The organism is Pseudomonas sp. MPB26 (genome assembly GCF_046605355.1).
Lineage (GTDB): Bacteria > Pseudomonadota > Gammaproteobacteria > Pseudomonadales > Pseudomonadaceae > Aquipseudomonas > Aquipseudomonas cedrina.
In genome coordinates this window covers 2,013,526-2,037,390 of the sequence record NZ_CP176793.1, presented here as the reverse complement: position 1 = coordinate 2,037,390, position 23,865 = coordinate 2,013,526, and the positions used below count along the sequence as shown (strand labels likewise).

At 61.9% G+C, this 23,865-nt stretch carries 25 protein-coding genes; 11 read left to right on the top strand and 14 right to left on the bottom strand.

Annotated elements, in window-relative coordinates; translation table 11 throughout:
- Window positions 1-35: 35 nt before the first annotated feature.
- A complete protein-coding gene (locus ACLH0H_RS09365) occupies window positions 36-1,799 on the bottom strand; it encodes a cation:proton antiporter (protein WP_076952115.1) in 1,764 nt (587 codons plus the stop codon).
- 292 nt (window positions 1,800-2,091) lie between these two features.
- Here ACLH0H_RS09365 and ACLH0H_RS09360 point away from each other — a divergent pair, with 292 nt between their 5' ends.
- Window positions 2,092-2,577 carry an acyl-CoA thioesterase gene (locus ACLH0H_RS09360; RefSeq protein ID WP_076952116.1) on the top strand — a complete coding sequence of 162 codons (486 nt, stop codon included), beginning with the start codon at window positions 2,092-2,094 and terminating at the stop codon, window positions 2,575-2,577.
- 162 nt (window positions 2,578-2,739) lie between these two features.
- Here ACLH0H_RS09360 and pdxY read toward each other — a convergent pair whose 3' ends face one another.
- Entirely contained in the window at window positions 2,740-3,612 is an 873-nt protein-coding gene (pdxY, locus tag ACLH0H_RS09355) for a pyridoxal kinase PdxY (protein ID WP_076952118.1), read from the bottom strand.
- 118 nt (window positions 3,613-3,730) lie between these two features.
- Between pdxY and ACLH0H_RS09350 the strand changes: the two genes are divergently transcribed.
- Entirely contained in the window at window positions 3,731-4,126 is a 396-nt protein-coding gene (locus tag ACLH0H_RS09350) for a DUF3301 domain-containing protein (RefSeq protein WP_411381806.1), read from the top strand.
- On the opposite strand, the gene ACLH0H_RS09345 is transcribed toward ACLH0H_RS09350, so the two are convergent.
- From ACLH0H_RS09345 to zigA, 3 genes are read right to left on the bottom strand one after another with little or no spacing between them, the layout of a single operon-like run.
- The gene (locus ACLH0H_RS09345) at window positions 4,120-5,082 is read right to left on the bottom strand and encodes a CobW family GTP-binding protein (protein WP_411381805.1); all 963 of its coding nucleotides are present in this window, start codon (window positions 5,080-5,082) and stop codon (window positions 4,120-4,122) included. The genes ACLH0H_RS09350 and ACLH0H_RS09345 overlap by 7 nt on opposite strands.
- A 44-nt stretch (window positions 5,083-5,126) precedes the next feature.
- Window positions 5,127-5,771, bottom strand: a complete 645-nt coding sequence (locus tag ACLH0H_RS09340) for a DUF1826 domain-containing protein (RefSeq protein WP_411381804.1) — start codon at window positions 5,769-5,771, stop codon at window positions 5,127-5,129.
- Window positions 5,771-6,976: a zinc metallochaperone GTPase ZigA gene (gene zigA / locus ACLH0H_RS09335; protein ID WP_411381803.1), complete on the bottom strand. Its 1,206-nt coding sequence runs from the start codon at window positions 6,974-6,976 to the stop codon at window positions 5,771-5,773. Before zigA ends, ACLH0H_RS09340 begins: the two co-directional genes overlap by 1 nt.
- 139 nt (window positions 6,977-7,115) lie before the next feature.
- Here zigA and ACLH0H_RS09330 point away from each other — a divergent pair, with 139 nt between their 5' ends.
- Window positions 7,116-7,487 carry a glutamine synthetase gene (locus ACLH0H_RS09330; RefSeq protein WP_186686973.1) on the top strand — a complete coding sequence of 124 codons (372 nt, stop codon included), beginning with the start codon at window positions 7,116-7,118 and terminating at the stop codon, window positions 7,485-7,487.
- On the opposite strand, the gene ACLH0H_RS09325 is transcribed toward ACLH0H_RS09330, so the two are convergent.
- Window positions 7,484-8,686 carry an N-acetylmuramoyl-L-alanine amidase gene (locus ACLH0H_RS09325; protein ID WP_411381802.1) on the bottom strand — a complete coding sequence of 401 codons (1,203 nt, stop codon included), beginning with the start codon at window positions 8,684-8,686 and terminating at the stop codon, window positions 7,484-7,486. The genes ACLH0H_RS09330 and ACLH0H_RS09325 overlap by 4 nt on opposite strands.
- 128 nt (window positions 8,687-8,814) lie before the next feature.
- On the opposite strand from ACLH0H_RS09325, the gene folE2 reads away from it, so the two are divergent.
- From folE2 to ACLH0H_RS09295, 6 genes are read left to right on the top strand one after another with little or no spacing between them, the layout of a single operon-like run.
- Window positions 8,815-9,705: a GTP cyclohydrolase FolE2 gene (gene folE2 / locus ACLH0H_RS09320; RefSeq protein ID WP_411381801.1), complete on the top strand. Its 891-nt coding sequence runs from the start codon at window positions 8,815-8,817 to the stop codon at window positions 9,703-9,705.
- Window positions 9,702-10,370 carry a metal ABC transporter ATP-binding protein gene (locus ACLH0H_RS09315; RefSeq protein WP_411381800.1) on the top strand — a complete coding sequence of 223 codons (669 nt, stop codon included), beginning with the start codon at window positions 9,702-9,704 and terminating at the stop codon, window positions 10,368-10,370. Before folE2 ends, ACLH0H_RS09315 begins: the two co-directional genes overlap by 4 nt.
- Window positions 10,370-11,236 (top strand): metal ABC transporter permease, encoded by an 867-nt coding sequence (locus ACLH0H_RS09310; protein WP_076952127.1) that lies wholly within the window; start codon window positions 10,370-10,372, stop codon window positions 11,234-11,236. Before ACLH0H_RS09315 ends, ACLH0H_RS09310 begins: the two co-directional genes overlap by 1 nt.
- A gap of 11 nt (window positions 11,237-11,247) precedes the next feature.
- Window positions 11,248-12,126 carry a metal ABC transporter substrate-binding protein gene (locus ACLH0H_RS09305; RefSeq protein ID WP_411381799.1) on the top strand — a complete coding sequence of 293 codons (879 nt, stop codon included), beginning with the start codon at window positions 11,248-11,250 and terminating at the stop codon, window positions 12,124-12,126.
- A complete protein-coding gene (locus tag ACLH0H_RS09300; RefSeq protein ID WP_411381798.1) occupies window positions 12,123-12,683 on the top strand; it encodes a DapH/DapD/GlmU-related protein in 561 nt (186 codons plus the stop codon). The genes ACLH0H_RS09305 and ACLH0H_RS09300 overlap by 4 nt, the downstream gene beginning before the upstream one ends.
- 3 nt (window positions 12,684-12,686) lie before the next feature.
- Entirely contained in the window at window positions 12,687-14,024 is a 1,338-nt protein-coding gene (locus ACLH0H_RS09295; RefSeq protein ID WP_411381797.1) for a dihydroorotase, read from the top strand.
- Here ACLH0H_RS09295 and ACLH0H_RS09290 read toward each other — a convergent pair.
- Window positions 14,021-14,542, bottom strand: a complete 522-nt coding sequence (locus ACLH0H_RS09290; protein WP_076952131.1) for a DUF3617 domain-containing protein — start codon at window positions 14,540-14,542, stop codon at window positions 14,021-14,023. The genes ACLH0H_RS09295 and ACLH0H_RS09290 overlap by 4 nt on opposite strands.
- A gap of 131 nt (window positions 14,543-14,673) precedes the next feature.
- Here ACLH0H_RS09290 and cls point away from each other — a divergent pair, with 131 nt between their 5' ends.
- On the top strand, window positions 14,674-16,113 hold the full coding sequence (gene cls, locus ACLH0H_RS09285; RefSeq protein WP_411381796.1) for a cardiolipin synthase: 1,440 nt from the start codon (window positions 14,674-14,676) through the stop codon (window positions 16,111-16,113).
- 102 nt (window positions 16,114-16,215) lie between these two features.
- Window positions 16,216-16,638, top strand: a complete 423-nt coding sequence (locus ACLH0H_RS09280) for a hypothetical protein (protein WP_411381795.1) — start codon at window positions 16,216-16,218, stop codon at window positions 16,636-16,638.
- Here the strand turns inward: ACLH0H_RS09280 and cfaB are convergent.
- From cfaB to hflC, 7 genes are all read right to left on the bottom strand, one after another.
- A complete protein-coding gene (gene cfaB / locus ACLH0H_RS09275) occupies window positions 16,626-17,813 on the bottom strand; it encodes a C17 cyclopropane fatty acid synthase CfaB (RefSeq protein ID WP_411381794.1) in 1,188 nt (395 codons plus the stop codon). The genes ACLH0H_RS09280 and cfaB overlap by 13 nt on opposite strands.
- Before the next feature lie 87 nt (window positions 17,814-17,900).
- Window positions 17,901-18,689: a putative DNA-binding domain-containing protein gene (locus tag ACLH0H_RS09270; RefSeq protein WP_411381793.1), complete on the bottom strand. Its 789-nt coding sequence runs from the start codon at window positions 18,687-18,689 to the stop codon at window positions 17,901-17,903.
- Window positions 18,680-19,525 carry a DUF692 domain-containing protein gene (locus ACLH0H_RS09265; protein ID WP_411381792.1) on the bottom strand — a complete coding sequence of 282 codons (846 nt, stop codon included), beginning with the start codon at window positions 19,523-19,525 and terminating at the stop codon, window positions 18,680-18,682. The genes ACLH0H_RS09270 and ACLH0H_RS09265 overlap by 10 nt, the downstream gene beginning before the upstream one ends.
- Window positions 19,526-19,590: 65 nt before the next feature.
- Entirely contained in the window at window positions 19,591-19,842 is a 252-nt protein-coding gene (locus tag ACLH0H_RS09260) for a hypothetical protein (protein ID WP_071490868.1), read from the bottom strand.
- 116 nt (window positions 19,843-19,958) lie between these two features.
- Entirely contained in the window at window positions 19,959-21,845 is a 1,887-nt protein-coding gene (locus tag ACLH0H_RS09255; protein ID WP_411381791.1) for a cation-translocating P-type ATPase, read from the bottom strand.
- Window positions 21,842-22,876, bottom strand: coding sequence for a protease modulator HflK (hflK, locus tag ACLH0H_RS09250; RefSeq protein ID WP_411381790.1), 1,035 nt, complete (start codon window positions 22,874-22,876; stop codon window positions 21,842-21,844). Before hflK ends, ACLH0H_RS09255 begins: the two co-directional genes overlap by 4 nt.
- Window positions 22,873-23,859 carry a protease modulator HflC gene (hflC, locus tag ACLH0H_RS09245; protein WP_411382390.1) on the bottom strand — a complete coding sequence of 329 codons (987 nt, stop codon included), beginning with the start codon at window positions 23,857-23,859 and terminating at the stop codon, window positions 22,873-22,875. Before hflC ends, hflK begins: the two co-directional genes overlap by 4 nt.
- Window positions 23,860-23,865: the final 6 nt, after the last annotated feature.

Below are 23,865 nucleotides of genomic sequence, written 5' to 3'. Positions count from 1 at the left end.
CTTGCTCGCGCTGGGCTGCAACGCAGCCCCGCCCGTCAGTGCTCCGGCGTATCCTTGTGGTTATCCAGTGTCTCCAGCAAGGCGACCTGCATCCGCGTATGCACGCGGATGAACCACCGCCAGAGCACGGCCGCCACCGCCGCCGCGACCACTGCGACCAGCACCAGCAACTTGTTGGTCGGCAGAATGCTGGCCGACAAGGCTGCCAATAGCACGAAGATCAACAGCAGCGAGAGAATCGGGATCAGCTCGGAAATGACTCGACGCACACGCTGGGTGTGCCGCCCGGCCATTTCCGGTTTCACGCTCATCTCCGCCAGCAGCATCGACAGCGCCTTGAGCTTGCGGTACGCCGCGATCAAAAACGGCAGCGAAACCAACAGCGCCCCGCCCCAGATCAACGCCTTCTGCCAGCTCGGGTCGCTGATCCAGCCTTCCAGATACCCGCCAATGCGTGCCGCAAAATAACTACCGGCAAAGAAGATCGCCACCACCAGCGCCAGGTTCACCCCCACTTGCAGGATGATTTTGCGGATCATCGACGCCAGCATCGCGCCTTCGCCCTGGGGCTGAATGCTGCGCAGCCACTCGCCATACATGCCGAACACCCGGCTCATGCGCTTGGGCATGACCGCCGCGATCTTCAATGACAGCGGGTCCGCGCCACGAATCAGGTAGGGCGTGAGTAAGGTGGTAATCGCCGAGACCGCCACCGCGACGGGATAAAGAAAATCGCTGGTCACCTGCAACGTCATCCCCAACGCCGCGATGATGAAGGAAAACTCACCAATCTGTGACAGCCCCATGCCCACGCGCAGTGAGGTACGGCCATCATTGCCGGCGATGAAAGCGCCAAGGCCGCAGGACAGCATTTTGCCCAGCACCACGGCCACGGTGATCACTGCAATCGGCCAGGCATATTGCAGCAGGATCTGCGGGTCGATCATCAAGCCAATCGCCACAAAGAAGATGGCGCTGAACATGTCGCGCACCGGCTCGATCAAGCGCTCGATCTTAATCAACTGACGGGATTCGGCCATGATCGCGCCGATCAGGAACGCGCCCAGCACCATGCTGTATTCCAGCTTGACCACCAGCAGGCAGAAGCCGAAACACAGGCCCAGTACGGTGATCAGCAGCATTTCGTTACTTTCGAACTTGGCCACGTAGGCCAGTAGACGCGGCACCAGCAAAATGCCGATGACCAACGCAACGATCATGAACAGCGAAAGCTTGCCGACCGTGGAAAACACCTCGCCGGAACTGACCGTGCCGCTCACCGCAATGCTCGACAGCAAGGCAATGATGCCGATACCGAGGATGTCTTCCACGATCAGCACGCCAAAAATAAGCTGGGCGAAGCGCTGGTTTTTCATCTTCAGGTCATTGAGCGCCTTGACGATGATGGTGGTGGAGGAAATCGCCAGGATCGCGCCGAGAAACAGCGAGTCCATGGTGTTCCAGTCGAACCACTGGCCGATCTCGTAACCGATCCAGATCATCAGGATGATTTCCAGGAAGGCCGCGATAAACGCCGTGGCGCCCACCTTGAACAGCTTGCGCAGGCTGAACTCCAGGCCCAGGCAGAACATCAGGAAGATCACCCCCAGCTCAGCGAGGGTCTTGATGGTGTCTTCGTCGTGGATCAGGCCGAACGGCGGGGTGTGGGGGCCGATGATAAAGCCGGCGACGATATAGCCCAGCACGACCGGCTGCTTCAACCGGTGAAACAGGACAGTGACAACCCCTGCCACCAGCATGATCACGGCCAAGTCCTGGATAAAGCTGATGGCGTGCATGGCTAGGGGCTCCTTGAGGGTACCGGCGCTTTTCCCACTTCCGCCCGCGCCGTTGAAATATCGCTAAGTGCGGAAGGAAAAGTCTGCCTAAATCGTAAGAAATGGTCTGAGATGGGCTTTTGAAGGTTAACACCGCGACTTCCGACAGAAAGCCGGTGCAATATATGGAAACAGATCGGTAGAAGCGTGACGGCAAGCTGCCCGGCGGCGTCCCGTTAGGGATGGCGCTGCAAAGATTCCAGCACCCACAGAGGTGCCTCCCCAACCAATGCCTACAACCCGTGAGTGTGCTATGGAACCCGGAAACGCCCAGCTGTCGATGACGGTATTGATGACCCCAGATATGGCCAACTTCTCAGGCAACGTACATGGCGGCACGCTGCTCAAGTACCTCGACGAAGTGGCCTACGCCTGCGCGAGCCGTTATGCCGGCCGCTATGTCGTCACGCTGTCGGTGGACCAGGTGATTTTCCGCGAGCCGATCCATGTCGGCGAACTGGTGACGTTCCTCGCGTCGGTCAACTACACCGGCAACACCTCGATGGAGGTGGGCATCAAGGTGGTGACCGAGAACATCCGCGAGCGCTCGGTGCGCCATACCAACAGCTGCTTCTTCACCATGGTGGCGGTGGACGACCAGCGCAAACCGGCCCCCGTTCCGCCGCTGCAACCGCACAACAGCGAAGACAAGCGCCGCTTCGTGCAGGCCCAGCAGCGCCGGCAGATCCGCCAGGAGCTGGAAAAGCGCTATCAGGAGATCAAGGCAGACGCGCTGTAAATTCCAGGCTGTAAACCCAATCAAAATGTGGGAGCGGGCTTGTGTGGGAGCCGGGCTTGCCCGCGATGCAGGCACCTCGGTACGTCAGTTACACCGAAGTGATGCTATCGCAGGCAAGCCAGCTCCCACACAAGCCCGCTCCCACATTTTTGATCTGTGTCGTTACAAACCGATCGGCGTGGCTTCAAACCGCACACGAGGATGGGCGATACGGTCCTGGGCGCGCACCAGTTCCAGCTCGTAACTGGCGCAGGCCTGGGTTTCCAGCAGCACTTCATGCACCGCCGCGGCGGTGAACTCAAAGGCCGCCAGCAGGCTATCACCCAAGAGTACGCGTGCCAGGAACAGGCCTGACGTCAGGTCGCCCACGCCCACCGGCTGACGCGCAAATGCCAGCAGCGGGCGGCGCAGGTGCCAGCTGCCTTCGGCTGTCACCAGCAGCATCTCGAAACCGTCCGGCAGCTTGCCGGGGTAATCCAGATGTTTAACCAGCACGGCCTTAGGCCCACGCGCCAGCAACGCCTTGGCCATGGCCAGGCAGTCGAACAGCGATTGCGGCTTGCGCCCGGCAAAACTGTCCAGTTCCAATTGGTTAGGGCACAGGAAATCAGCCATGGCCGCGGCTTCATCCAGCAGGAAATCGCTGACGTCCTGAGGCACGATGCAGCCTTTTTCCGGATGGCCCATCACCGGGTCGCACAGGTAAAGCGCCCTGGGGTTGATGGCCTTGATGCGCGCCACTCCGGTCAAAATGGCCCGGCCCTGGGCCGCACTGCCCAGGTAGCCGGAGAGCACGGCGTCGCAGTTACCCAGCTCGCCGATTGCGGCAATGCCTTCCACCAGCGCCGGAATTTGCTGTGGCGCCAACACTTCGCCTGCCCATTGACCATACTGGGTGTGGTTGGAGAACTGCACCGTGTTCAACGGCCAGACGTTCACCCCGACCCGCTGCATGGGGAACACGGCGGCGCTGTTTCCGGCGTGGCCAAAAACCACATGAGACTGGATCGCAAGCAGATGAGGTGTGCGTTTCATGCAGGAGATTTCCGTAAAGCCGTTGAAATTCTGGCCGCGCAGTATGCGACTAAACGCAGCCTGTACGACAGACCGGCGACACAGTTAAGCTGCTCTCACTTTGTTGGAGTCTTTTCGCATGCTGACCCTGGGAAACATGTTCGTGTTGATGCTGCTGGCGACCGGCGCCGCGTGGGTATGGCACAACCACGGCCTGCGCGAGCGGGCGCTGGAGCGGGTCAAGCAGCACTGCGCCAAGCTCGACATCGAACTGCTGGACGGCGCGGTGGCGCTCAAGCGCATCGGCTTTGTGAAGGACGCCAATGGTCGGCGGCGCCTGGCGCGCATCTACAACTTCGAATTCACCGTGACCGGCGAAACCCGACATCCGGGGACCATTACCCAGTTCGGCGCCCACAGTGCGCAGATCGAACTGGCGCCCTACCCGTTCGAGATCAAGACGCCGCTGCCCAGCGCCGACGTGATCGAGCTGAGCCAGTGGCGCCAGGACCACGGCTCCAAGAAACGTCAGTAACGGCAGGCCGCCAGCGCGGCCTGCAAGGCGCCCACGTCCTGTGGGGTGCTGAAGATCAATTCGATGCGTGAATCGCGGCGCCAGTCGCTGGGCTGCCAGGTGGGCACGTCGTTATCCACAGCGTTGGCGCTGATCCAGCCTTCGACGCTGTGGATAATCAGTTTGGCGCGGCGCCACTCGAGGCTTGCCAGCCAGTGACGCAGGCGTCGAGTATCGAACTGCTGGCTCGGGTGCCAGCGCCAGCCGATACTCCAGCCGTCTTCCTGAGCCTGGCTCAAGCAAATAGGCCGCGACGGATCGCTCCAGATCGCCGGCATTTGCGCGAGCCCGTTGGGCACAACGAAGTTATCCACAGCCGTGCATGCCTGTGCGTTCAAGCCAGGCAACTGCTGCAGCGGCAACTGCGCCCGGCGAGTCCAGTAAAGCGGACAATCGGGTAATTGCCGCTCGATGGCCTGGCGCTGTGCCGCATCCAGCGCTTCATCCTTGTTCAATACCAATAGACCCGCACTTGCCAGCGCTTGCTGTTGGGCTTGCGGTAAAGGTTTGCCGGCTGCCAGGGCTTGCGCATCCAGCACCATCACGCAAGGTTGCACGGCCAGCACTGTCTGCCACGGTGCTTCCCGCAACTGCCTGAGCAGCTGTGCCGGATGGCCCAGCCCCGACGGTTCGATAAACAACCGGTCGGGCTTGGCCTTACGCAACAGCCGCCCAAGTCCCACCTGGAACGGTGCGCCATTCACACAGCACAGGCAGCCGCCAGCGACTTCACCCAGGGCAATGCCGTCGTCATCTTGCGTGAGCAAGGCGGCGTCCAGGCCGATCAGCCCGAACTCGTTGATCAGCACGGCCCAGCGCTCGTTTGCCGGACGCTGGGCGAGCAGGTGCTTGATGAGGCTGGTCTTGCCGGCGCCCAAGGGGCCGGCGATCACGTGGGTGGGAATGTTCTGCAGCATGGGGAGCATCATTCAGGCCGTGTAGAGCGTTTGATCCTACGCGGTTATGCGAGCCAATCCAGTGTCAGGATCAAGCGGCGTTCAGCCGCCTTGAGGGCTGGCGAGCGGTGAATCAGACCGTGGCCTTCGTTGCCATGCCATTTGGTGCCCTTGAGCAGGGCGACTTCGCCGCACTGGATCTGCTCGATACGGTCGGTGGGCTCGGCGTCCGGCTGACCGAGCGTGCGACGGTCCATGACGCCTTCGCGCAACCATTGGCTGCCAATTCCGGCATAGGTGGTGATCAACCGCACCGGCACGTGGTCGACGTGAAAACGCGGGCACATGGCCTTATCCAGCAGCCGCAGGCGCACGCCAATACGCTTGGCGCCCAGCAAGCAGGCAAACGCGCTGATCAGCCACGACACATCGGCGATAAACCCCTCGTATCCTTCAAGATCGCGACAATGACGCGCCAAACCTTGCAAGTCGGGCACTGCGTCTTCGCGGTCAAGTTCGATGACCATTGAATCGGCCAACGGCTCATTGAGCGCCACCAGCAAGGCGCCAAACTCCGCGATATGCAGTGGTAATTGGCGCTGCCACAACGCCAGGTTGACGCCGTCTTCGAGGATATCGGACAGCGCCAGCGGAGTTTCCCCACGCGTCTGGCGAATCACGGGGCGCAGGGCAATCACCGGGGCCAGCATCAGGCTGCCTCTTCAAACCAAGGACCAAAGGGATCGGCCAGCAGGCGCCAGCCTTCGACGCCCAGGGCCATTTCTTCATCGTTGAGCAGGCAGGCGTCCAGCTCGGCACGCATCTGCGTGAAGTCGATGTTTTGCCCGATAAACACCAGTTCCTGGCGGCAGTCGCCGGTGCTCAATTGCCAGTTGCCCATGATCGCTGCGACGCTTTCCTCGTCCTGGGGCCACTGGCTTTTCGGTACAAAGCGCCACCAGCGCCCGGCAAACCCATGGCGCATCAAGCCACCGGCCTGGGACCAACTGCCCGCGTCCTGGTGCTTGCTGGCCAGCCAGAAAAAGCCCTTGGAGCGCAGCAGTTTGCCGTTGACCCAAGGCCGGTCGATAAAATCGAAAAAACGCTGGGGATGAAAGGGACGCCGAGCACGGTAAGCGGTGGAAGCAATGCCGTATTCCTCGGTTTCCGGCACATGTTCGCCGCGCAATTCCTGCAACCAGCCTGGGGCCTGGGCGGCGCGTTCGAAGTCGAAGCGCCCGGTGTTGAGGATCTTGTCCAGCGGCACTTCGCCCATGACCATCGGGATGATCTGTGCCTGGGCATTCAGGCGCTCAAGGATCGCGGTCAGCTCTTCGCGTTCGCGGCTGCTGATCAGGTCGATCTTGCTGATGAGGATCACATCGGCGAATTCGATCTGCTCGATCAGCAGGTCGGTGATGGAGCGTTCGTCTTCTTCGCCGAGGGTTTCGCCGCGTGAGGCCAGGCTCTCCGCAGCCTGGTAGTCGAGCAGGAAGTTCATGCCGTCGACCACGGTGACCATAGTGTCCAGGCGCGCGATATCGGCCAGGCTTTGGTCGTTTTCATCACGAAAGGTGAACGTTTCGGCCACGGGCAAGGGTTCGGAAATGCCGGTGGACTCGATCAGCAGGTAATCGAACCGGCCTTCCTTGGCGAGCTTTGCGACTTCTTCCAGCAAGTCTTCGCGCAAGGTGCAGCAGATGCAGCCGTTGCTCATCTCCACCAGCTTTTCTTCGGCGCGGTTGAGGGTGACGTCGCGCTGGACTTCGCCGCCGTCGATGTTGATTTCGCTCATGTCGTTGACGATCACCGCCACCCGCAGGTTTTCGCGGTTGCGCAGGATGTAGTTGAGCAGCGTGCTTTTACCGGCGCCGAGAAAGCCGGATAACACAGTAACGGGGAGACGGTTGGGCATCAGGTCATTCTCATCAGGTCGCCGGTCGGGCCAGGCTGTGCATTTATGCTATAGTATAACAATACAAATTAGCCAACCCTCTTGTTCGTCATGACAAAGGGCGCAATGCTTGCGAACCCTCCCGGCGTTGAGTAACCCCATGAAATACCTGGTGTGCGCCCTACTTCTATTGGCAACCGCAGGCACTGCCTGCGCCCAGGCACCCAGCCTGCTGGCCAAGTGCACACGCAGCGCCAACCTGCTGGCCTGCGTTGATCCGTTGGGTAATGCCTACAGCGTGGCGACGGTTGGCAGCACCACGTACTTGCGCGGATACGAGGTGATCGGCAAACGCTACTGGGCTCAAACCAACAGCCGCTACGGACAACTGACGTTCTTTACCGGGCTGGCGTCGGATGGTGAGGCGTGGGTCGGCTACACACGGCGCGTGGGCTGGACCACCCTCAACCGGTTTTCCAGTTCGGGTGGCGCCAGCGCCAAATTCACTTGCAGCCGCGTGACCGGCTGTTAGACCTGAGCGTTCTTCTGTTCCTGCACCCACGCCAGGTAGCTGTTCATCGGTGGGTTCTTCTGGAAATACTTTTTCAGGCCTTCGAACAGGCCGTCGGCAACCGCCTGTTGATGACGCGCGGTAACCAGGCGTGCGCTGTCTCGTGCATTGGAGATAAACCCGGTTTCCACCAGGATCGATGGCACATCGGGTGACTTGAGCACCGCAAAACCTGCCTGTTCCACGCGTTTCTGATGCAGGCTGGTGATGCCTTCGAGGCTGCCGAGGATCGAGCTGCCCAGCTGCAGGCTGGAGGCGATGGTGGCGTTCATCGACATGTCCAGAATGACGCCCGCCAGCATCGGGTCCTTGTCCTTCAGATTGAGCAGGCTGGTAGCGCCAAGCAAATCCGCGCCGTTTTCCCGCTGCGCCATGAACCGCGCGGTGGCGGACGTTGCACCGCCTTCGGACAAGGCATACACCGAAGCGCCAGAGGCGGTGATGCGCGGTGCGGCATCCGCATGCACCGAGATAAACATATCGGCGTTGTGCTTGTGCGCAATTTCTACCCGCTTGCGCAGGGGGACGAAGAAGTCATCGTTGCGCACCAATTTCACGTCAAAGCCCTTCTCGCGCTTCAAGCGTTTGGCCAACAGTTGTGCAATGGACAGCACCACGTCTTTTTCGCGCTGGCCCTTGGAGCCGACGGCACCTGGGTCCTTGCCGCCGTGACCAGGATCGACCACCACAATAATGTCGCGCTTGGGGTGCGCCTTATCCACCCACGGCGCAGGTTGGGCGGCAATCTGACGAGGCGCCTGGGTGGCGCTGGTCAGGTCGAGCACCAGGCGGTGGCCCTGGTCATCCTGGGGTGGCAATAGAAAGCTGTTGAGCTGCATCGGCGCGGCCAGGTCCAGCACGATGCGCGTATCGCCTTTGCCGAAATGCCCCGAACGGATCGAAGTGATGCCACTGTTCGTCAACGTCAGCTGCGAGAAATCACCACTGAGCCCGGCGCCACTCAGGTCGATGATCAGGCGCTCCGGCGCGCTCAGGGTAAAGGTCTTGTATTGCACCGGCCCGCTGAGGTCGAACACCAATCGCAGCTTGTCGTCCGAGCGCCACAGGCGAGCGTTGCGAATCTGCGTGGCCGACGCCGCGAAAGGCAAGGTGAATAGAGGGCTGGCCAGGAGCAGGTTAAGAAGCTGACGTCTGTGCATGACAAATACCGCAAGTGAAGGAGCTTCCCTACTCGACATGACTGAAAAAAGGCTGGAGCAGAATATTCATCGTCGACCGTATTGTTATACTATAACATGTCTAATTATTGCCAACGATGGACCTGCCTATGAATGCGCTGACTCTGCCGGATATCGCCGCGCAGGCTTCACGCCAAGCCTTGCCACTGGATTGGGTTGGCATGTGCGGCATCGCCCTGCCGATACTGATTGACGGCCAGCGCCTGGCTGCCACCGCCGATGCCGGCGTGAGCCTGGACGATGGCACCGCCCGTGGCATTCATATGTCACGCCTGTACCTGGCGCTGGAGATGCTCGACCAACAGCCGCTTACGCCTGCACTTCTGCGTAATGTACTGCAGCGTTTTCTCGACAGTCATGAAGGTTTATCTAATAACGCGTACCTGCGGATTCACACCGACCTGCTGCTCAAACGTGCGGCGCTGGTAAGCCCGTTGGCCGGCTGGAAAAGCTACCCGGTGAGCGTCGAAGCGCGCCTGGAAAACCAGATGTTCCACGTGGAACTAAAAATTGACGTTGCCTACTCTTCAACCTGCCCCTGCTCCGCTGCCCTCGCCAGGCAATTGATTCAACAGCAATTTATCGATGATTTCGCCAACACGCCGTTGCAGCATGAAGAGGTGTTGACCTGGCTCGGCAGCGCTGGCGGCATCGTCGCCACGCCCCACAGCCAGCGCAGCAGCGCGCAGCTGCATATCCAATTGCAAGGCGAGCTCCTGCCGCTTACAGAATTGATCGATAACGTCGAAGCCGCCCTTGGCACCGCCGTTCAAACCGCCGTAAAACGCGCGGACGAACAAGCCTTCGCCCTGGCCAACGGTCAGAACCTGATGTTCTGCGAAGACGCCGCCCGCCGTCTCAACCTCGCCTTGAAACGCTCGGATGCCATCAAAGCCTTCCACCTGAAAGTGATCCACGCCGAAAGCCTGCACGCGCACGATGCCGTGGCTGAAAGCCGCTGGACGAGAAACCCCGCATGATCACCTGCACCGCTTTGCGCTGGGGCGCCCCCGGCCAACCGCTGACACCCCCGATTGATCTCAAGCTGGAAAAAGGCAGCCTCACCGGCGTTATCGGCGCCAACGGCACGGGCAAAAGTAGCCTGCTCAAGGTCATCGCCGGCCTGCAAAAACCCCTGGCCGGCCATGTCAGCGTTGATGTTCCACGGCGGGGCGGCCTGTCGTTCCTGCCGCAGCAGCAACATTTGGACCGCCAATTCCCCATCAGCCTGCAAGAGCTGGTTGCCGCCGGTTTCTGGGGCATTCAACTCAGCCCGCAGCAACGCACCCAGCGACTTGAAGCAGTGCTGGAAGACTGGTGCCTCGTCGGTCTGGAACAGCGCCCATTGATGGCGTTGTCCGGTGGCCAATTGCAACGCGCCCTGCTCGCCCGCATGAGCCTGGCCGAAACGCCGGTGCTGCTGCTCGACGAGCCTCACGCCGCCCTCGACGAAGAAGGCCAGGCGCTGTGTTGGCAACACATTCACGCCTGGCATGCGCAGGGCCGTACAGTGGTCGTTGTCTGCCATGACCTCGCATCCGTGCGCCACCACACGCAGCACGTGGTACAGATCAAAAGCACCGGTTGCATATTCGGCCCGAGCAAAGCGCTGATCCGCCCGCAACCTCAGATGCAGGTAGCTTGATGCACTTCGCCGCCCAACTGTGGATGCCCTTCCTCGACTTCGTCTTCATGCGCCGCGCGTTGATCGGCGGCCTGGTACTCGCCTGCAGCACCGCGCCGCTGGGGGTGTTTCTGATCCTGCGGCGCATGAGCCTGATCGGTGACGCCGTGGCCCACGGCATCCTGCCCGGCGCCGCCCTCGGGTTCTGGTTCGCCGGCCTGAGCCTGCCCGCCCTGACCCTAGGAGGCCTCGGCGCCGGTTTGAGCATGGCCGGCCTGTCGGCCTGGATCACCCGCCGCACCGGGCTGCGCGAAGACGCCAGCCTGGCGGCCATTTACCCCATCTCCCTCGCCGCCGGCGTGCTGATCCTCGGCATCGCCGGCAAACGCCTGGACCTGCTGCATCTATTGTTCGGCTCTGCCCTGGCCGTGGACGAAGCCACCCTCACCGGCATGCTCTGGGTGTGTGGGTTCAGCCTGATCGTCATGGCCGCGATCTACAAACCGCTGCTGCTGGACACACTCGACCCCCTGTTCCTGCGAACCGTCAGCCGACTCGGCCCGTTGGCCCATGGGCTGTTCCTGACGCTGGTGGTGCTGAACCTGGTGATCGGCTTCCAAGCGATCGGCGCCTTGATGGTGGTGGGGTTGATGATGCTGCCGGCCATCGCTTCACGTTTCTGGAGCCGGCGCCTGCCGGTGTTGATCGCGGTATCGGCGGTGCTGGGATGCCTGTCGGTGTGGCTGGGTTTGTTGCTGTCGTTCTATTACTCGTTGCCCAGCGGCCCGGCCATCGTGCTGGTGGCTGGCGCCGGGTATCTGCTGTCCGTGGTCTTCGGTCCGGTGCATGGCTTGCTGCGCCGCCCGCCCTTGCTTACATCCCAATGAGGTGTTTCCCGATGCGCGCTCTACTCGTACTGTTCAGTCTCGTCCTGTCGTTATCGACGGCTCAGGCCGCAGACAAGCTCCAGGTGGTCACCAGCTTCAGTATTCTTGATGACATCACTCACCAGATCGGCGGCGATCACATCCAGATCAGCAACATGGTCGGGCCCGATGCCGACGCCCACACCTACGAGCCAACGCCGGACGACGCCAAAGCCCTGCTCAAAGCCAACGTCATCATCAAGAACGGCCTGGGTTTCGAGCCTTGGCTGGACCGCCTGGTGGCCAGCACCGAAACCAAAGCCACCGTGGTCACCGCCAGCAAAGGCGTGATCTCCCACACAATGGATGAAGACGGCGAGACCATTCCCGACCCGCACGCCTGGCATAACCTGGCCAACGCGCAAATCTATGTGAACAACATCACCAAGGCGTTGATCGCGGCCGACCCGGCCAACACCGCCGACTACCAGCACAACAGCCAGACCTACCTGAAACAGATCTACCGCCTGCTCGCCGAAGCCAAGGCCAAGTTCGCTGCATTGCCACCCGGCAATCGCCGCATCGTCACCTCCCATGACGCTTTTGGTTACTTGGGCCAGGCCTATGGCATCGAGTTTCTTGCCCCCCAAGGCCTGTCCACCGAACGTGAGCCGTCCGCCGCCGAAGTGGCCGAGCTGATCACGCAGATCCGCAAAGACAAAGTCAAAGCCGTATTCATGGAAAACATCAAGGACTCGCGCCTGCTCAAGCAGATCGCTGACGAAAGCGGCGCACAGATCGGCGGCACGCTCTATTCGGACGCCCTCGCCGCAGAAGGCCCGGCCAGCACTTTCACCGGCTTGTTCGAATACAACCTCAATACCTTGTGCGCAGCGTTGGCCAAGCCATGATCCGCAAGAACCCCTCCGGCGATCTGCCGGTGATTGCCGAATCGGCCTACGTCGACAAGACTGCGATCATCTGCGGCAAAGTGATCATCGGCGAGAACGTGTTTGTCGGCCCCTATGCGGTGATCCGCGCCGACGAAGTCAATGCCAGCGGCGCCATGGACCCGATCACCATCGGCGCCAACTCCAACATCCAGGACGGCGTGGTCATCCACTCCAAGTCCGGCGCGGCGGTGACGATCGGAGAGTTCACCTCCATCGCCCATCGTTCCATTGTCCACGGGCCGTGCAGCGTCGGCGACCGCGTGTTCATTGGCTTCAACAGCGTGCTGTTCAACTGCGTAGTGGGCGACGGCTGTGTAGTGCGCCATAACTCGGTGGTCGACGGGCGCGACTTGCCCGCCGCGTTCTATGTGCCCTCCACCACCCGCATCGGGCCCAACACCGACCTGTCGCAATTCCCGCCCGTGAGCGTCAGCGCCTCGGAGTTTTCTGAAGACGTGGCACGCACCAACGTCGATCTGGTACGCGGCTACAAAGCCCTGCAAAACGAGTTCTGAACCATGAGCCGCCTGCTGGTCCGCAACGCCCGCCTGGTAAATGAAGGCCAGGAATTCGACGCCGATGTACTGATCGCCAACGGTCGCATCGAGAAGATCTCCGGCAGCATCGAAGGCTGCGCTGCGCCCGTCGCCATCGACGCCCAGGGCCAATGGCTGCTGCCGGGCATGATCGACGACCAGGTGCACTTTCGCGACCCTGGCGCGCCGGACAAAGGCAGTTTCTACAGCGAGTCGCGCGCGGCGGTGGCCGGTGGCATCACCAGTTTCATGGACATGCCCAACACCCAGCCGGCCACCCTGACCCTGGAAGCCCTGGCCGATAAAAAACGCCGCGCCGCCCTGCATTCGGTGGCCAACTATGGTTTTCACTTCGGCGTGAGCAACGACAACCTCGACACCGTCGCCGCGCTCGACCCGCGAGAGGTGGCCGGGGTCAAAGTGTTCATGGGCGCCTCGACCGGCAACATGCTGGTGGACGACCCACGTATCCTGGAGCGTCTGTTCGCGCAAGTCCCAACCATTCTGCTGGCCCACTGCGAACACACGCCTAGCATCCAGGCCAACGAACTGCGCCTGCGCGAGCGCTTCGGCGAGCACATTCCCGCCGTGGCACACCCACTGATCCGCGATGCCGAGGCGTGCTATCGCTCGTCGTCCCTCGCGGTGGAATTGGCCAAGCGCCATGGCACACGTCTGCACGTGCTGCACCTCACCAGCGCGCGAGAATTGAGCCTGTTCGAGGACAAGCCACTGGCGCAAAAACGCATCAGCGCGGAAGTCTGCGTGCATCACTTGCTGTTCGATGACCGCGACTACCACCGTCTCGGCCACCAGATCAAATGCAACCCGGCGATCAAGACCCGCGCCGACCGCGACGCGCTGCGCCTGGCCTTGCTGGGTGATCGCCTGGATGTGATTGGCACGGACCATGCGCCGCATACCTGGGCGCAAAAACAGAAGGGGTATCGTGAGGCGCCCTCGGGCTTGCCCCTGGTGCAACACGCCCTGCCGGCGCTGCTGGAATTAGTCGCCGACGGGCTGCTGCCGTTGACCACCCTGGTGGCGAAAACCAGTCACCGTGTGGCCGACCTGTTCGCCATCCCGGATCGGGGTTATCTACGCGAAGGTTATTGGGCCGACCTGGTGTTGGTCAAAGCAGAGCCCGCAGGCAAACCGGTCAGCAGCCAACCGATCCTCGCCCGCTGCGGCTGGACGCCTTTCGCTGAGCGCAGCTTTCGCCATAGCGTCAGCACCACGCTGGTCTCCGGCCACCTGGCTTGGCACAACGGCCAGGTGGTCGACAGTTGCCAGGGCCTGCCCCTGCATTTCCTGCGTTAAGCGCGCGGCTTGACCGTACCGCAATCGTTGCCCAGCCATTGGGCGTGGGTGTCCAGGCTGCCCTTCTGCTGGATGCCGGTGGCATTGAAGGTGCCGTTGACGGTGGTGGTGAATTCCTTTTGGCTCTGGAAGGTAGCGACGCCGGTGCCCTGGGCTTTCGGGCAACTGAAGCGGAATTTCCACTGGTTGCCGGTCTTGTCGGTCACTTCCTGTTTGCAGCCCGATTGCGGGTCGGTCAGGGGGATCGAGTCCGAGGCGACCTGCGCCGGGGTGAGGCACACCTGCACGCCTTTACCGGCCATGGTGATGCCTTGTTTTTCCAGCATGGCGCGCTGTTCGGGGGTCATCTGTTGCTTGAGCTGACCGAGGATCAGCGACAGGTCCGGCAGGTCCTGGTTATCGACTTTCATATTGCTGGTGGTCAATTCCCACAAACCCGGCGCCAGCATCTGCGCCTGCGCCGCCACCGGCAGCGACAAACCAATAACCATGGCTAAAGACAGCAGACGAGCATTCATCGGGTAACTCCTGGGTAATTGTTGGGCGTTAGACGCTGCAAAGGCGCCAGTGTTGCACGGCAAATAAAATAGCGACATTCCTCACCAGACATGGTCTGTTAGGCACTGGATTGCCCGGAGTACCGTCGTCCATGGATTTCTTTGGTCCGCACCTGCTCGCCTACTTTATCGCCACGCTGCACTTTCTGGGGACCCTTGCCGCGATACACGCAGTGCTGACCGTCAGGACCGCCCAAGGCTCGATCGCCTGGGCCTTGTCACTGATGTTCATGCCTTACCTCACCCTGATCCCCTACCTGATCTTCGGCCGCAGCACGTTCGACGCCTACATCCAGGCGCGTCGCCAGGCCAATCAGGAGATGCACAAGGCGATCACCGCATTGAACTGGCGCCCGTGGGTCGAGGAAGCGCTCGCCGCGCGAAACTCCAACGCCTACGCCTCCCTGCGTGCCATGCCCAAACTGGGCCGCATGCCGTGCCTGGCGAATAATCAAGTGCGCCTGTTGATCAACGGCGAGGCCACCTTCAGCGCGATCTTCGGCGCCATTCGCAGCGCCAGGACCGCCGTACTCTTCCAGTTTTTTATCATTCATGACGACGAGCTCGGCCGGCAACTGCACGCCCTGCTGAAGGAAAAAGCTGCGCAAGGCGTCGCCATCTACGTGCTGTACGACCGCATTGGCAGCCACACCCTGCCCCATCGCTACGTGCAGTCGCTCCGTGAAGCCGGCGTGCATATCAAGGCATTTGCCACCCGCAGCGGCTGGCTCAATCGCTTCCAGGTCAACTTCCGCAACCACCGCAAGATCGTGGTGGTGGACGGCATCACCGGGTTTGTCGGCGGGCATAACGTCGGCGATGAATACCTGGGCAAAAAGCCGCCACTGGCGCCGTGGCGCGATACCCACGTGCAGGTCGTAGGTCCTGTGGTGGCGTGCTTGCAGGAGTCATTTGCCGAAGACTGGTTCTGGGCCGCGCGCGAGTTGCCGCCGCTGATCCTGCCGGACGCCTACCCCGAAGACGGCGTGCTCTGCCAGTTGCTTGCCAGCGGCCCGGCCGACCCGTATGAAACGTGCTCGCTGTTTTTCGTCGAAGCCATCCATGCGGCGACTGAACGCGTATGGATCACCAGCCCGTATTTCATCCCTGACGAAGCCGTATTCGCCGCCCTGCGCCTGGCGGTCCTGCGCGGTGTCGACGTGCGCCTGCTGCTGCCGTCGCGCCCGGATCACCGCGTCGTCTACGCCGCCTCCAGCCTGTACGCCATCGAAGCGGTGCGGGCTGGCGTGCGGGTGTTCCGCTATACGCCGGGCTTTCTGCATCAGAAGGTGGTGCTGGTGGACAGCGAAATCAGCGCCATCGGCAGCGCGAACATGGACAACCGTTCGTTCCGGCTGAATTTCGAAGTGATGTTGTTGACGGTCGATGTCGCCTTCGCCAAAGAGGTGGAGCAGATGCTGCTGGACGACTTCGCGCACGCCCATGAAGTCAGCCATAAAGAAAGCCGCGAAACCCGCCGCCTTCAGCAACTGGGCATGCGTGTGGCGCGGCTTATTTCACCCATTTTATAAAGCCTGTGGCCAGGCCGAAATGCTGTATCAAATGACCAGTCGGCGTGACACTGGCCGCTGCCGGTCTAGAATCAATCTGTAACCAAGCAAACAGGGCTGACCATGCAGAACCCACCTTTGACGATCCCGGTAGAATTGGGCGCGCCCACCTACAAGATCGACCTGCTCTATGCCGTCCTTTACGACGCCAAACCTTTCGAGGACGCCGTTTTACTTTTATACGATAACGGCGTTTACAAAATCCTCTCCCCCGGTGAAAACCACTACGGTGTCTATGTCATCAAGGGCTCAATCGAGGGCAGCCGATGGGAAATGACCTTCATCTCAATCCCGCACGAAGACTGGTACGACAATGTCGCGCTGCACACTCTCAGCTTTGAAAAAGCCGCGCTGACGTTCGGGCAGCAAGCCTATTTACCGTCTGACCCGAACATACCCAAACAGCACGGCACCTTCCAGATACATGCCAATACCATTGTCGACCCACGTGAAACCACTTGGGACGACCTTCCTCACCCGCGATAAATATCGTCACGGGTCCACGGCAGTTCATGGCTGCCATCGGCATGGGGTTTCACCGCCAGAATCTGGTGCAGGTTGATCCAGCCACGCGCAAACGCATAGGCGCACCCGGCCAGGTACAGCCGCCATATCCGCAACGCTTGCTCAGGCACCATCTTCGCGGCCGTTTCCAGATTGTCTTCCAGGCGCTCGCTCCAATGGTCCAGGGTGCGTGCGTAGTGCAGGCGCAGGCTTTCAACGTCGACCACTTCCAGCCCGACTTCGCTGATTTCGGCCGTCATCATCGCCAGGTGCGGCAGTTCGCCATTGGGGAACACATAACGCTCGATGAATTCACCGGCGCCACGACCTACAGGGCGGCCGTCGGTGTGCTTGGCGGTAATGCCATGGTTCATCACCAGGCCGCCTTCGCGCACCGCGCCGAACAGGGTCTGGCAGTACTGCGCCAGGTTGGCGTGGCCGACGTGCTCGAACATGCCCACGCTGACCACTTTGTCGAAACGACCATCTTGCGGCAGGTCGCGGTAGTCGAGTAACTGCAGGTCCACTTGGTCATCCAGGCCTTCGGCCTTGACCCGTTCCCGGGCCAATGCCAATTGTTCCTTGCTCAAGGTGATGCCGAACACCTTCACCCCGAATTCCCGCGCGGCAAAACGCGCCAACCCACCCCAGCCACAGCCGACGTCGAGCAAATACTCGCCCGGCTGCAACCGCAACTTGCGGCACAAATGGCGAAATTTGTCTTGTTGGGCCTGGTCGATGGATTCGCTGCCGGTTTCGAAATAACCGCAGGAGTACGCCATGTCCTGGTCCAGCCACAGCTGGTAGAACTCGTTGGACAGGTCGTAGTGATAGGAAATGGCCGCTGCGTCGGTGGCCTTGTCGTGGAGCGAGCGTACCGGGCGGCTGCCCTCGTCGTCTTCGACCAAGGCGTGACTCAATTCATCACATACGCGGATCACTTCGGAGATAGAGCCTTCCAGCTCCAGCTTGCCCTCGACGAAGGCTTCGCCCAGTGAGTCGAGCGTTGGATGGGTCAGCCTGGTCACGACCGTGGGGTCCTTCACCACGATGGTCACACTGGGCTCGGGGCCCAGGTTGAATTCATGGCCGTCCCAGAGTCGAAGACGCAGTGGTAGCTGAAGATTCTGTAAGGCCGGTGGAAGTTGCGCGAGCATGAGTAGTCCCCCCCTTGTTTCAGACGTCTGAATGAGGGTAGACCATCCGCAGACAAAGTAGGAGGCTATCGATTTGATAGCCCTCTTCTATGCAGCTCGGCGCTCGAGCAGGCCTTCCTGAATCCACTGTTTCAGCCACGTAACCGCTTGCAATGGCGCACCCTCTGGGTAAGTGACTGCCAACTCGGCGCACAGTTCGGCAAAGTTCCAGCCGGTGGTCGCCATCCCCGCCAGAGCGCTGGCCTCGGCGGGTTCCAGGCTGCGGTAATGGCATACACGCTGATAGCGCCATACCAGGCAAGTCTGCGCCGAGTCCAAGGCCTGGCTCCCAGGAAATTCAAACTCGTCCTTGCTGGCACGCCAGAGCGCAACGCTATTGAAATCGCAGCGCACCCGTTGCACCGACGGCGCCAGGCTCACCTGCAACACCGGCCAAGCTTGGGGAGGCAACGAGGTCATGTCGTTGAGCGTCAGTAGTTCGCCCGGCAGCGCATCAAACGCCAGGGTAAATGCCCACTCCAACCGCGCCAGTTCCGCCAGCGGCGCACTTTGCTCCGCCACCAGGTGCTCGAGAATAAATGTGGGAAAACGCTCGCCCAGCCAGCGCAGGCTGTAATGGGCCGATGGGTAACGGCGTACATAGGCCGCGGTCAGCGCCGCGAATTCATCGTCGCCCAGCCAGTAAAGAACCGCACTGAAGTCATGCCGCAAAACTTCCTGCAGCCGCGAGAGATAAGCGTTGTGGTAAATCGCCAGGCCCGTGTCCACATCCAGCGTCGGGCCGCCCAGCAGGGTGGCGGCGAAGCCACTGTTGGCGGTCGACGTTTCGGCTAACAGCTGTTGTTCAAAGGCCAACTGCCAATCGGTCAGGCGCATAGCTGTCCCCTGGCCAGGGCCGTCGCGCCCAACTGGCGGGCTTTGCCCAACTCGGCAAGCAGGTCCTCGAAAGGCGGGAAATGGTCGTCCCGCTCCAGCAGCGTCGACACAGGCCCCAGGTGCTCAAGCGTCTGTTGATAGAGCGCCCACACCGGATCACAGACAGGATGGTCATGGGTATCGACCACGTAGTCGCCATAGTCCATATGCCCCGCCAGATGCAGCTGGCGGATGCTCCCAGGCGGCAGGTTGCGGATAAAGGTCCAGGCGTCGAAGCCATGGTTGCGCGAGCTCACATACACATTGTTGACGTCCAGCAACAACTGGCACCCCGACAAATGAGCCAAGGCATTGAGGAATTCCCACTCGGTAAATTCGTCCGCCCTGGAGCGCACATAACTGGAGACGTTTTCCAACACCAGTGGGCGTTGCAACACGTCCTGCACTTGGCGCACGCGGGCGGCCACGTGGTACAGGCTTTCTTCGGTGTACGGCAGTGGCAGCAAGTCATGCAACTGGTGGGCACTGCCGCGGCTCCAGCACAGGTGATCCGAAATCCACGCGGGCTGGATACGCTCGGCAAGCTGCTTGATGTGCTTGAGGTACTCGGTATCGAGGGCGTGGGGGCCGCCGATGGACAGGGACACGCCATGCATCACCAGGGGATAACGTTCGGCAATCGCATCCAGGTAGTACAAGGCTTTGCCGCCCTGGACCAGATAATTCTCGGAGATCACTTCGAACCAATCCACCGGCGGTGATTGCTCAAGAATCTGCTCGTAATATTCGTTGCGTAAACCCAGGCCGTAACCCAGGAAGGGAAGAGACGTGGCCATCAAGGACTCCTGGAAAAGTGTCCGCAGCGGCTTGGAGACCCGCTGCGGTGCACCCGGTTTTGCGATTACTCGCCGACTTTGCCGCCGGCAGCGTCGCAGGCCGCCTTGGTCATGGCCTTGAAACCATGGCCCTTGCAGACTGCCTGGCCCTTGCAGGCGTTTTCAGCGGTCTTGCAGTCGTTCATGCCTTTGCAGGAAGTCACACCGTAGCAATGAACGGTAGCGTCGGCGGCCTGTGCCTGGGTGGCGACACCGGCAAACATCGTGGCGGCAGCGATAGCCAGGGCAGCACCGGAAACAGCATTCTTGATGTTCATTGTGTAGTCCTCATCAATCAGTAGGTAGGTCGGCCCGAACGGATTGCTCAGTCTCGACACACCACTAGAGTGAGGTGCACTGCGGGCGTTACAGCCCTCTCCAAAAAATTGGAAAATCAGTCTTCAAGCTTCAACAGCGGCTCCTGGAAGCGCAGCAAACGCCCGGCATTAGCCAGTACCAGCAAGGTACTGAGGTTATGCAACACCGCCGCAATCATCGCGCCTGCCGCCCCGAGCCAGCCAAACGCGGCAAACACGACGATGGCCAAGGTCCAACCCAGGCCGATGATCACGTTGACCTGCAACGTCTGCCGGCACTGGCGGCTCAAGCGCACGCACGTGCCCAGGCGCCGCAGGTCGCTGCCGATCAGCACCACATCCGCCGAAGCCAGGGCAATATCCGCCCCACCCGCGCCCATGGCCACCCCGACCACGCCGGCCTTGAGCGCCAGGGAATCGTTGATGCCGTCGCCCACCACCATCGGGCGGAAGCCGTTGCCGATCTCACCCAGGACGCGGTTGAGCTTGTCCTCCGGCAATGCCTGGGCTTGGACGTCGCTGATGCCCACTTCCAGCGCGAGGCTGTCGGCCACACTTTGACGGTCGCCGGTCAGCAGCAGTTGGCGACCCAGGCCCAGGTCGCGCAGCTCTTGCAAGGCTTGGCGGGCTTCCGGCTTGACGCTATCGGCCAGCAGCAGCCAGGCCAGGAATTGCCCGTTCAGCGCCAGCCCGGCGATGGGGCCATCGTGAATCGGTACGGTTGTCGTGACGATACCCAGTTGCTCGAATAGCTCCGGCCGGCCCAACGCCGCTTCGCCCTGATCGGTTTGCGCCACCACCCCAAGGCCCTGGCGCTCGCGGATATCGGTCAGCGCCAGCCTGTGTTCCTGCGTCGCCAGCACCGCCAGTGCCCGGCTAACCGGATGGCTGCTGGCCGAGCCCAGGCTGGCCGCGAGGTTCAAGACGCTTTGCCGATCCGGCACAGTGGTGTCGATGGATTGCAGACGCAAGGTGCCAAAGGTCAGGGTGCCGGTCTTGTCGACCACCAAGGAGGTCAGGTCAGCCAGCTCCTCCAGAAACGCCGAGCTGCGAATCAAAATGCCGTGCCGCGCCGCCACCGCGATACCGGCAATCGCCGTGGCCGGCGCCGACAACACCAACGCGCACGGACACGCCGCCACCAGCACGGCAAGCATCGCCTGGGCGTCATTGGTCACAAACCAAGTGACCGCCGCCAGCAACAACACCAGCACCATATAACTGCCGGCATAGCGTTCCAGCAGCCGTGTGATCGGCGGTTTGGAGCGCTCGGCGTTCTGCATCAGCGCAATGACTTTGCCCAGGGTGGATTCATTGCCGGTGCGGGTCACCTCAAGACGCAACACGCCGTCGAGGTTGATCGCGCCGCCAAACACTTGCACGCCGACGCTGGCTTCCAACGGCACCGACTCACCGGTGATCGGCGCCGTATCCAGGCTCGCCTGGCCCGACAGCACCACGCCATCGGCCGGCACTCGGTCACCCGCGCGCACTTCCACCACATCGCCCGTATTCAGCGTGGCGTTATCCACTTCCACGATGCCGCCGTCCGCCTGCACCAACCGCGCATGGCTGCGGGTCAGCTTGCCCAGGGCATGGATCGCCTCCTGGGAGCCGATCACGCTGCGCTCTTCCAGCACGTGGCCGAAGATCATGATGATCGGCAACAACGCCGCCGTCAGCAGATCGCCGGTGGCCCAGGCGCCGAGCATGGCCAGGGCGATGAGTTGGTCGGTGATGCCATGCAAGCTGGGGAACCGCAGGCTGTACCAGGCCGAACGCATCACCGGCACGGCCACCAGCAGGGACGCCACGCCTAGCAGCAATTGGCTGACACCGCTCTGGTCCGGCGCCTGCCAGCGCCACACCAGGCCCAGTACCAGCAAGCCCAAGGCCAGCATGGCCAAGGTCAATTGCCGCGCGGCGCTGCGCTGCTCGGCAGAGGTCAGCATGGGTGCGCTCATTGTTCGGCTCCCTGGATGATCAAGCGGGCGTCGTCTTTCGGATCGACCGTGGTCACGTAACCGGCCTGGCCGAGAATCTTCGGCAGGCGCTCGCGGTACAGGCGCAGCAGCAGACCTGGGTCTTTCACCTGGGCCAGGCTGGCGACGGTCGCGGTTTGTGCCTGGGCATTGGCCAGGCGTTCGCTGGCCTGGGCGTGCGCCACTTGCACCAGGCGATCGGCCTGTTGGGCCGCATTCTGGGTGAGCTTTTCAGCGTCGGTACGCGCGTTGGCCACCGCCTTATCGGCTTGCTGGCTGGCGGTGAGGACCGCGTTGAAGGCATTCACCGCCGGGCCCGGCAGGCTCGATTGCACGTCGACGCGGGTGACGGCGATGCCCAACCCCAGGCCCATGGACGCCAGTTCCGCGAGGCGTTTATTGATGCCTTGCACCAAGTCACCGCGCAGCCGCTCACGGCGTTCGGCGGCGCCGTTGTCGGTGCCGATCAGTTCGGGGCGCGCCACCAGGATCGTGTCCAAGTCGCGCGCCGCCGTCAGCGCCACGGCGCTGCGCGTCACCAAGCGGTCCAGGGCCGGCAGTACATGCGCGCCCTGCAACACAAAGGCGTAAGGCTCGGTGACTTTGTAGAACACCCGCACATCCAGCTGCACCACGCCGGCATCGCCGGTCAGCAGGTAACCGGAACCGGCCAGCGCATCACTCAACGGCGTGGCGAAGCTGGCCACGCGGTCGGCCTGGATCGCCGCGTCGGAGCGCAGCAGGGTCTCCACCCGACGCTCAATCACCCGGTCGGCAGCCGGCAATAGCACCACCTGTTCGAACGGCTGCGGCCAGGCCAGCAACAACCCGGCATTCTGGATACGGTCGAGGGCGCCGAAGTGCAACACCACGGCGCGGTTCTGCGGGTCGATCTGGCGCACATTGGAAAACGCCCAGGCCAACGCCGCCAGCACCGTCACCGCGTACAGCGTCATGAATGTCAGGCGCCCGGCCTGGATCCACGGGCTGTCCGGGCTGTCACGCTCGGTCATGGCTGGACATCCTTCGGCCCATCCACCAATGCACGGAACGGTGCGGCGTCGGTGCGCAGAATGATTTTTGTACCGGGTGTAACCACTGTGCCCAGGGTGTCCAGGGACCGCAGCAGGTTATACAGCTGCGGATTACCGGCGTAGGCCCGGCCATAAATCTGCGCCGCTTCAACCCGCGATTGCGCTTCTATATCGGCGGCTTTTACCGTGGCATCGGCTTGTACGATGCGCGCATCACGCTCGGCGGCGGAACGGATCTGCGCCGCCTCGCGCTTGCCCACGGCGGTGCGTTCGGTGGCGATGGTTTCCCGTTCGGCGCGCATGCGGTCGACCGTGGCGGTGAGCGTCACCGACGGCAGGGTCAGCCGTTCGATCCCCACCTGGGCCACGCGCACGCCATAGGTAGTGAGCAATTGTTGATCAATCTGCTGGCGCAGTTGCGCTTCAAAATCGGCAATGCGCACCTGGCTGGCGTCGGTATTGATCAGGCTCGACAGGTCGAAGCTGGCCGCCGTGGTTTCCAGCGCCGAACCGACAAAGGTGCGAATCTGCCGCGCCGCTTCATCCGGCTGGTTCTGCACCGCGCGCATGAAGCGCTGCACATTGTCGGCATCGCCCTGCACCTGCCACGCCACATAGGCCTGCACGATAATCCGCAGGCCATCGCGGGTGCCCACATCCTGCAAGCCGCTGGACGTGGTGCGCAGGCGCAGGTCCACCGGAATCGCCGCTTCGAACGGCGCCGGCCAGCGCCAGCCCAGGCCCGGCTCCAGCAGCACGCGCGACGGGTTGCCGAAGCGGGTAATCACGGTGGCCTCGCCGGAGCGCACCTGCACCAGGCTGGCGGCGGCTACCGCGAACAGCACCAGCAACAACGCCCAGGCCATGCGCCGCCAGGGAAACGGGCCCGCCGCCTGCTCATCGCCGTGATGATGGTGGTGGTGGTGGCCGTGATGATGATCGTGGGAATGAGCGCTCAACAGACAGAC

Bases quoted from the DNA above. Each gene is read 5' to 3' on its own strand.
- ACLH0H_RS09295 (WP_411381797.1), top strand. From the start codon at position 12,687: ATGAGCCGCCTGCTGGTCCGCAACGCCCGCCTGGTAAATGAAGGCCAG.
- ACLH0H_RS09345 (WP_411381805.1), bottom strand. From the start codon at position 5,082: ATGCTGCAGAACATTCCCACCCACGTGATCGCCGGCCCCTTGGGCGCC.
- ACLH0H_RS09360 (WP_076952116.1), top strand. From the start codon at position 2,092: ATGGAACCCGGAAACGCCCAGCTGTCGATGACGGTATTGATGACCCCA.
- zigA (WP_411381803.1), bottom strand. From the start codon at position 6,976: ATGCCCAACCGTCTCCCCGTTACTGTGTTATCCGGCTTTCTCGGCGCC.
- ACLH0H_RS09315 (WP_411381800.1), top strand. From the start codon at position 9,702: ATGATCACCTGCACCGCTTTGCGCTGGGGCGCCCCCGGCCAACCGCTG.
- ACLH0H_RS09270 (WP_411381793.1), bottom strand. From the start codon at position 18,689: ATGCGCCTGACCGATTGGCAGTTGGCCTTTGAACAACAGCTGTTAGCC.
- cls (WP_411381796.1), top strand. From the start codon at position 14,674: ATGGATTTCTTTGGTCCGCACCTGCTCGCCTACTTTATCGCCACGCTG.
- ACLH0H_RS09300 (WP_411381798.1), top strand. From the start codon at position 12,123: ATGATCCGCAAGAACCCCTCCGGCGATCTGCCGGTGATTGCCGAATCG.
- ACLH0H_RS09350 (WP_411381806.1), top strand. From the start codon at position 3,731: ATGCTGACCCTGGGAAACATGTTCGTGTTGATGCTGCTGGCGACCGGC.
- ACLH0H_RS09260 (WP_071490868.1), bottom strand. From the start codon at position 19,842: ATGAACATCAAGAATGCTGTTTCCGGTGCTGCCCTGGCTATCGCTGCC.
- folE2 (WP_411381801.1), top strand. From the start codon at position 8,815: ATGAATGCGCTGACTCTGCCGGATATCGCCGCGCAGGCTTCACGCCAA.
- hflK (WP_411381790.1), bottom strand. From the start codon at position 22,876: ATGACCGAGCGTGACAGCCCGGACAGCCCGTGGATCCAGGCCGGGCGC.
- ACLH0H_RS09305 (WP_411381799.1), top strand. From the start codon at position 11,248: ATGCGCGCTCTACTCGTACTGTTCAGTCTCGTCCTGTCGTTATCGACG.
- ACLH0H_RS09280 (WP_411381795.1), top strand. From the start codon at position 16,216: ATGCAGAACCCACCTTTGACGATCCCGGTAGAATTGGGCGCGCCCACC.
- ACLH0H_RS09310 (WP_076952127.1), top strand. From the start codon at position 10,370: ATGCACTTCGCCGCCCAACTGTGGATGCCCTTCCTCGACTTCGTCTTC.
- ACLH0H_RS09290 (WP_076952131.1), bottom strand. From the start codon at position 14,542: ATGAATGCTCGTCTGCTGTCTTTAGCCATGGTTATTGGTTTGTCGCTG.
- ACLH0H_RS09325 (WP_411381802.1), bottom strand. From the start codon at position 8,686: ATGCACAGACGTCAGCTTCTTAACCTGCTCCTGGCCAGCCCTCTATTC.
- ACLH0H_RS09340 (WP_411381804.1), bottom strand. From the start codon at position 5,771: ATGCTGGCCCCGGTGATTGCCCTGCGCCCCGTGATTCGCCAGACGCGT.
- ACLH0H_RS09365 (WP_076952115.1), bottom strand. From the start codon at position 1,799: ATGCACGCCATCAGCTTTATCCAGGACTTGGCCGTGATCATGCTGGTG.
- ACLH0H_RS09330 (WP_186686973.1), top strand. From the start codon at position 7,116: ATGAAATACCTGGTGTGCGCCCTACTTCTATTGGCAACCGCAGGCACT.
- ACLH0H_RS09255 (WP_411381791.1), bottom strand. From the start codon at position 21,845: ATGAGCGCACCCATGCTGACCTCTGCCGAGCAGCGCAGCGCCGCGCGG.
- ACLH0H_RS09265 (WP_411381792.1), bottom strand. From the start codon at position 19,525: ATGGCCACGTCTCTTCCCTTCCTGGGTTACGGCCTGGGTTTACGCAAC.
- cfaB (WP_411381794.1), bottom strand. From the start codon at position 17,813: ATGCTCGCGCAACTTCCACCGGCCTTACAGAATCTTCAGCTACCACTG.
- pdxY (WP_076952118.1), bottom strand. From the start codon at position 3,612: ATGAAACGCACACCTCATCTGCTTGCGATCCAGTCTCATGTGGTTTTT.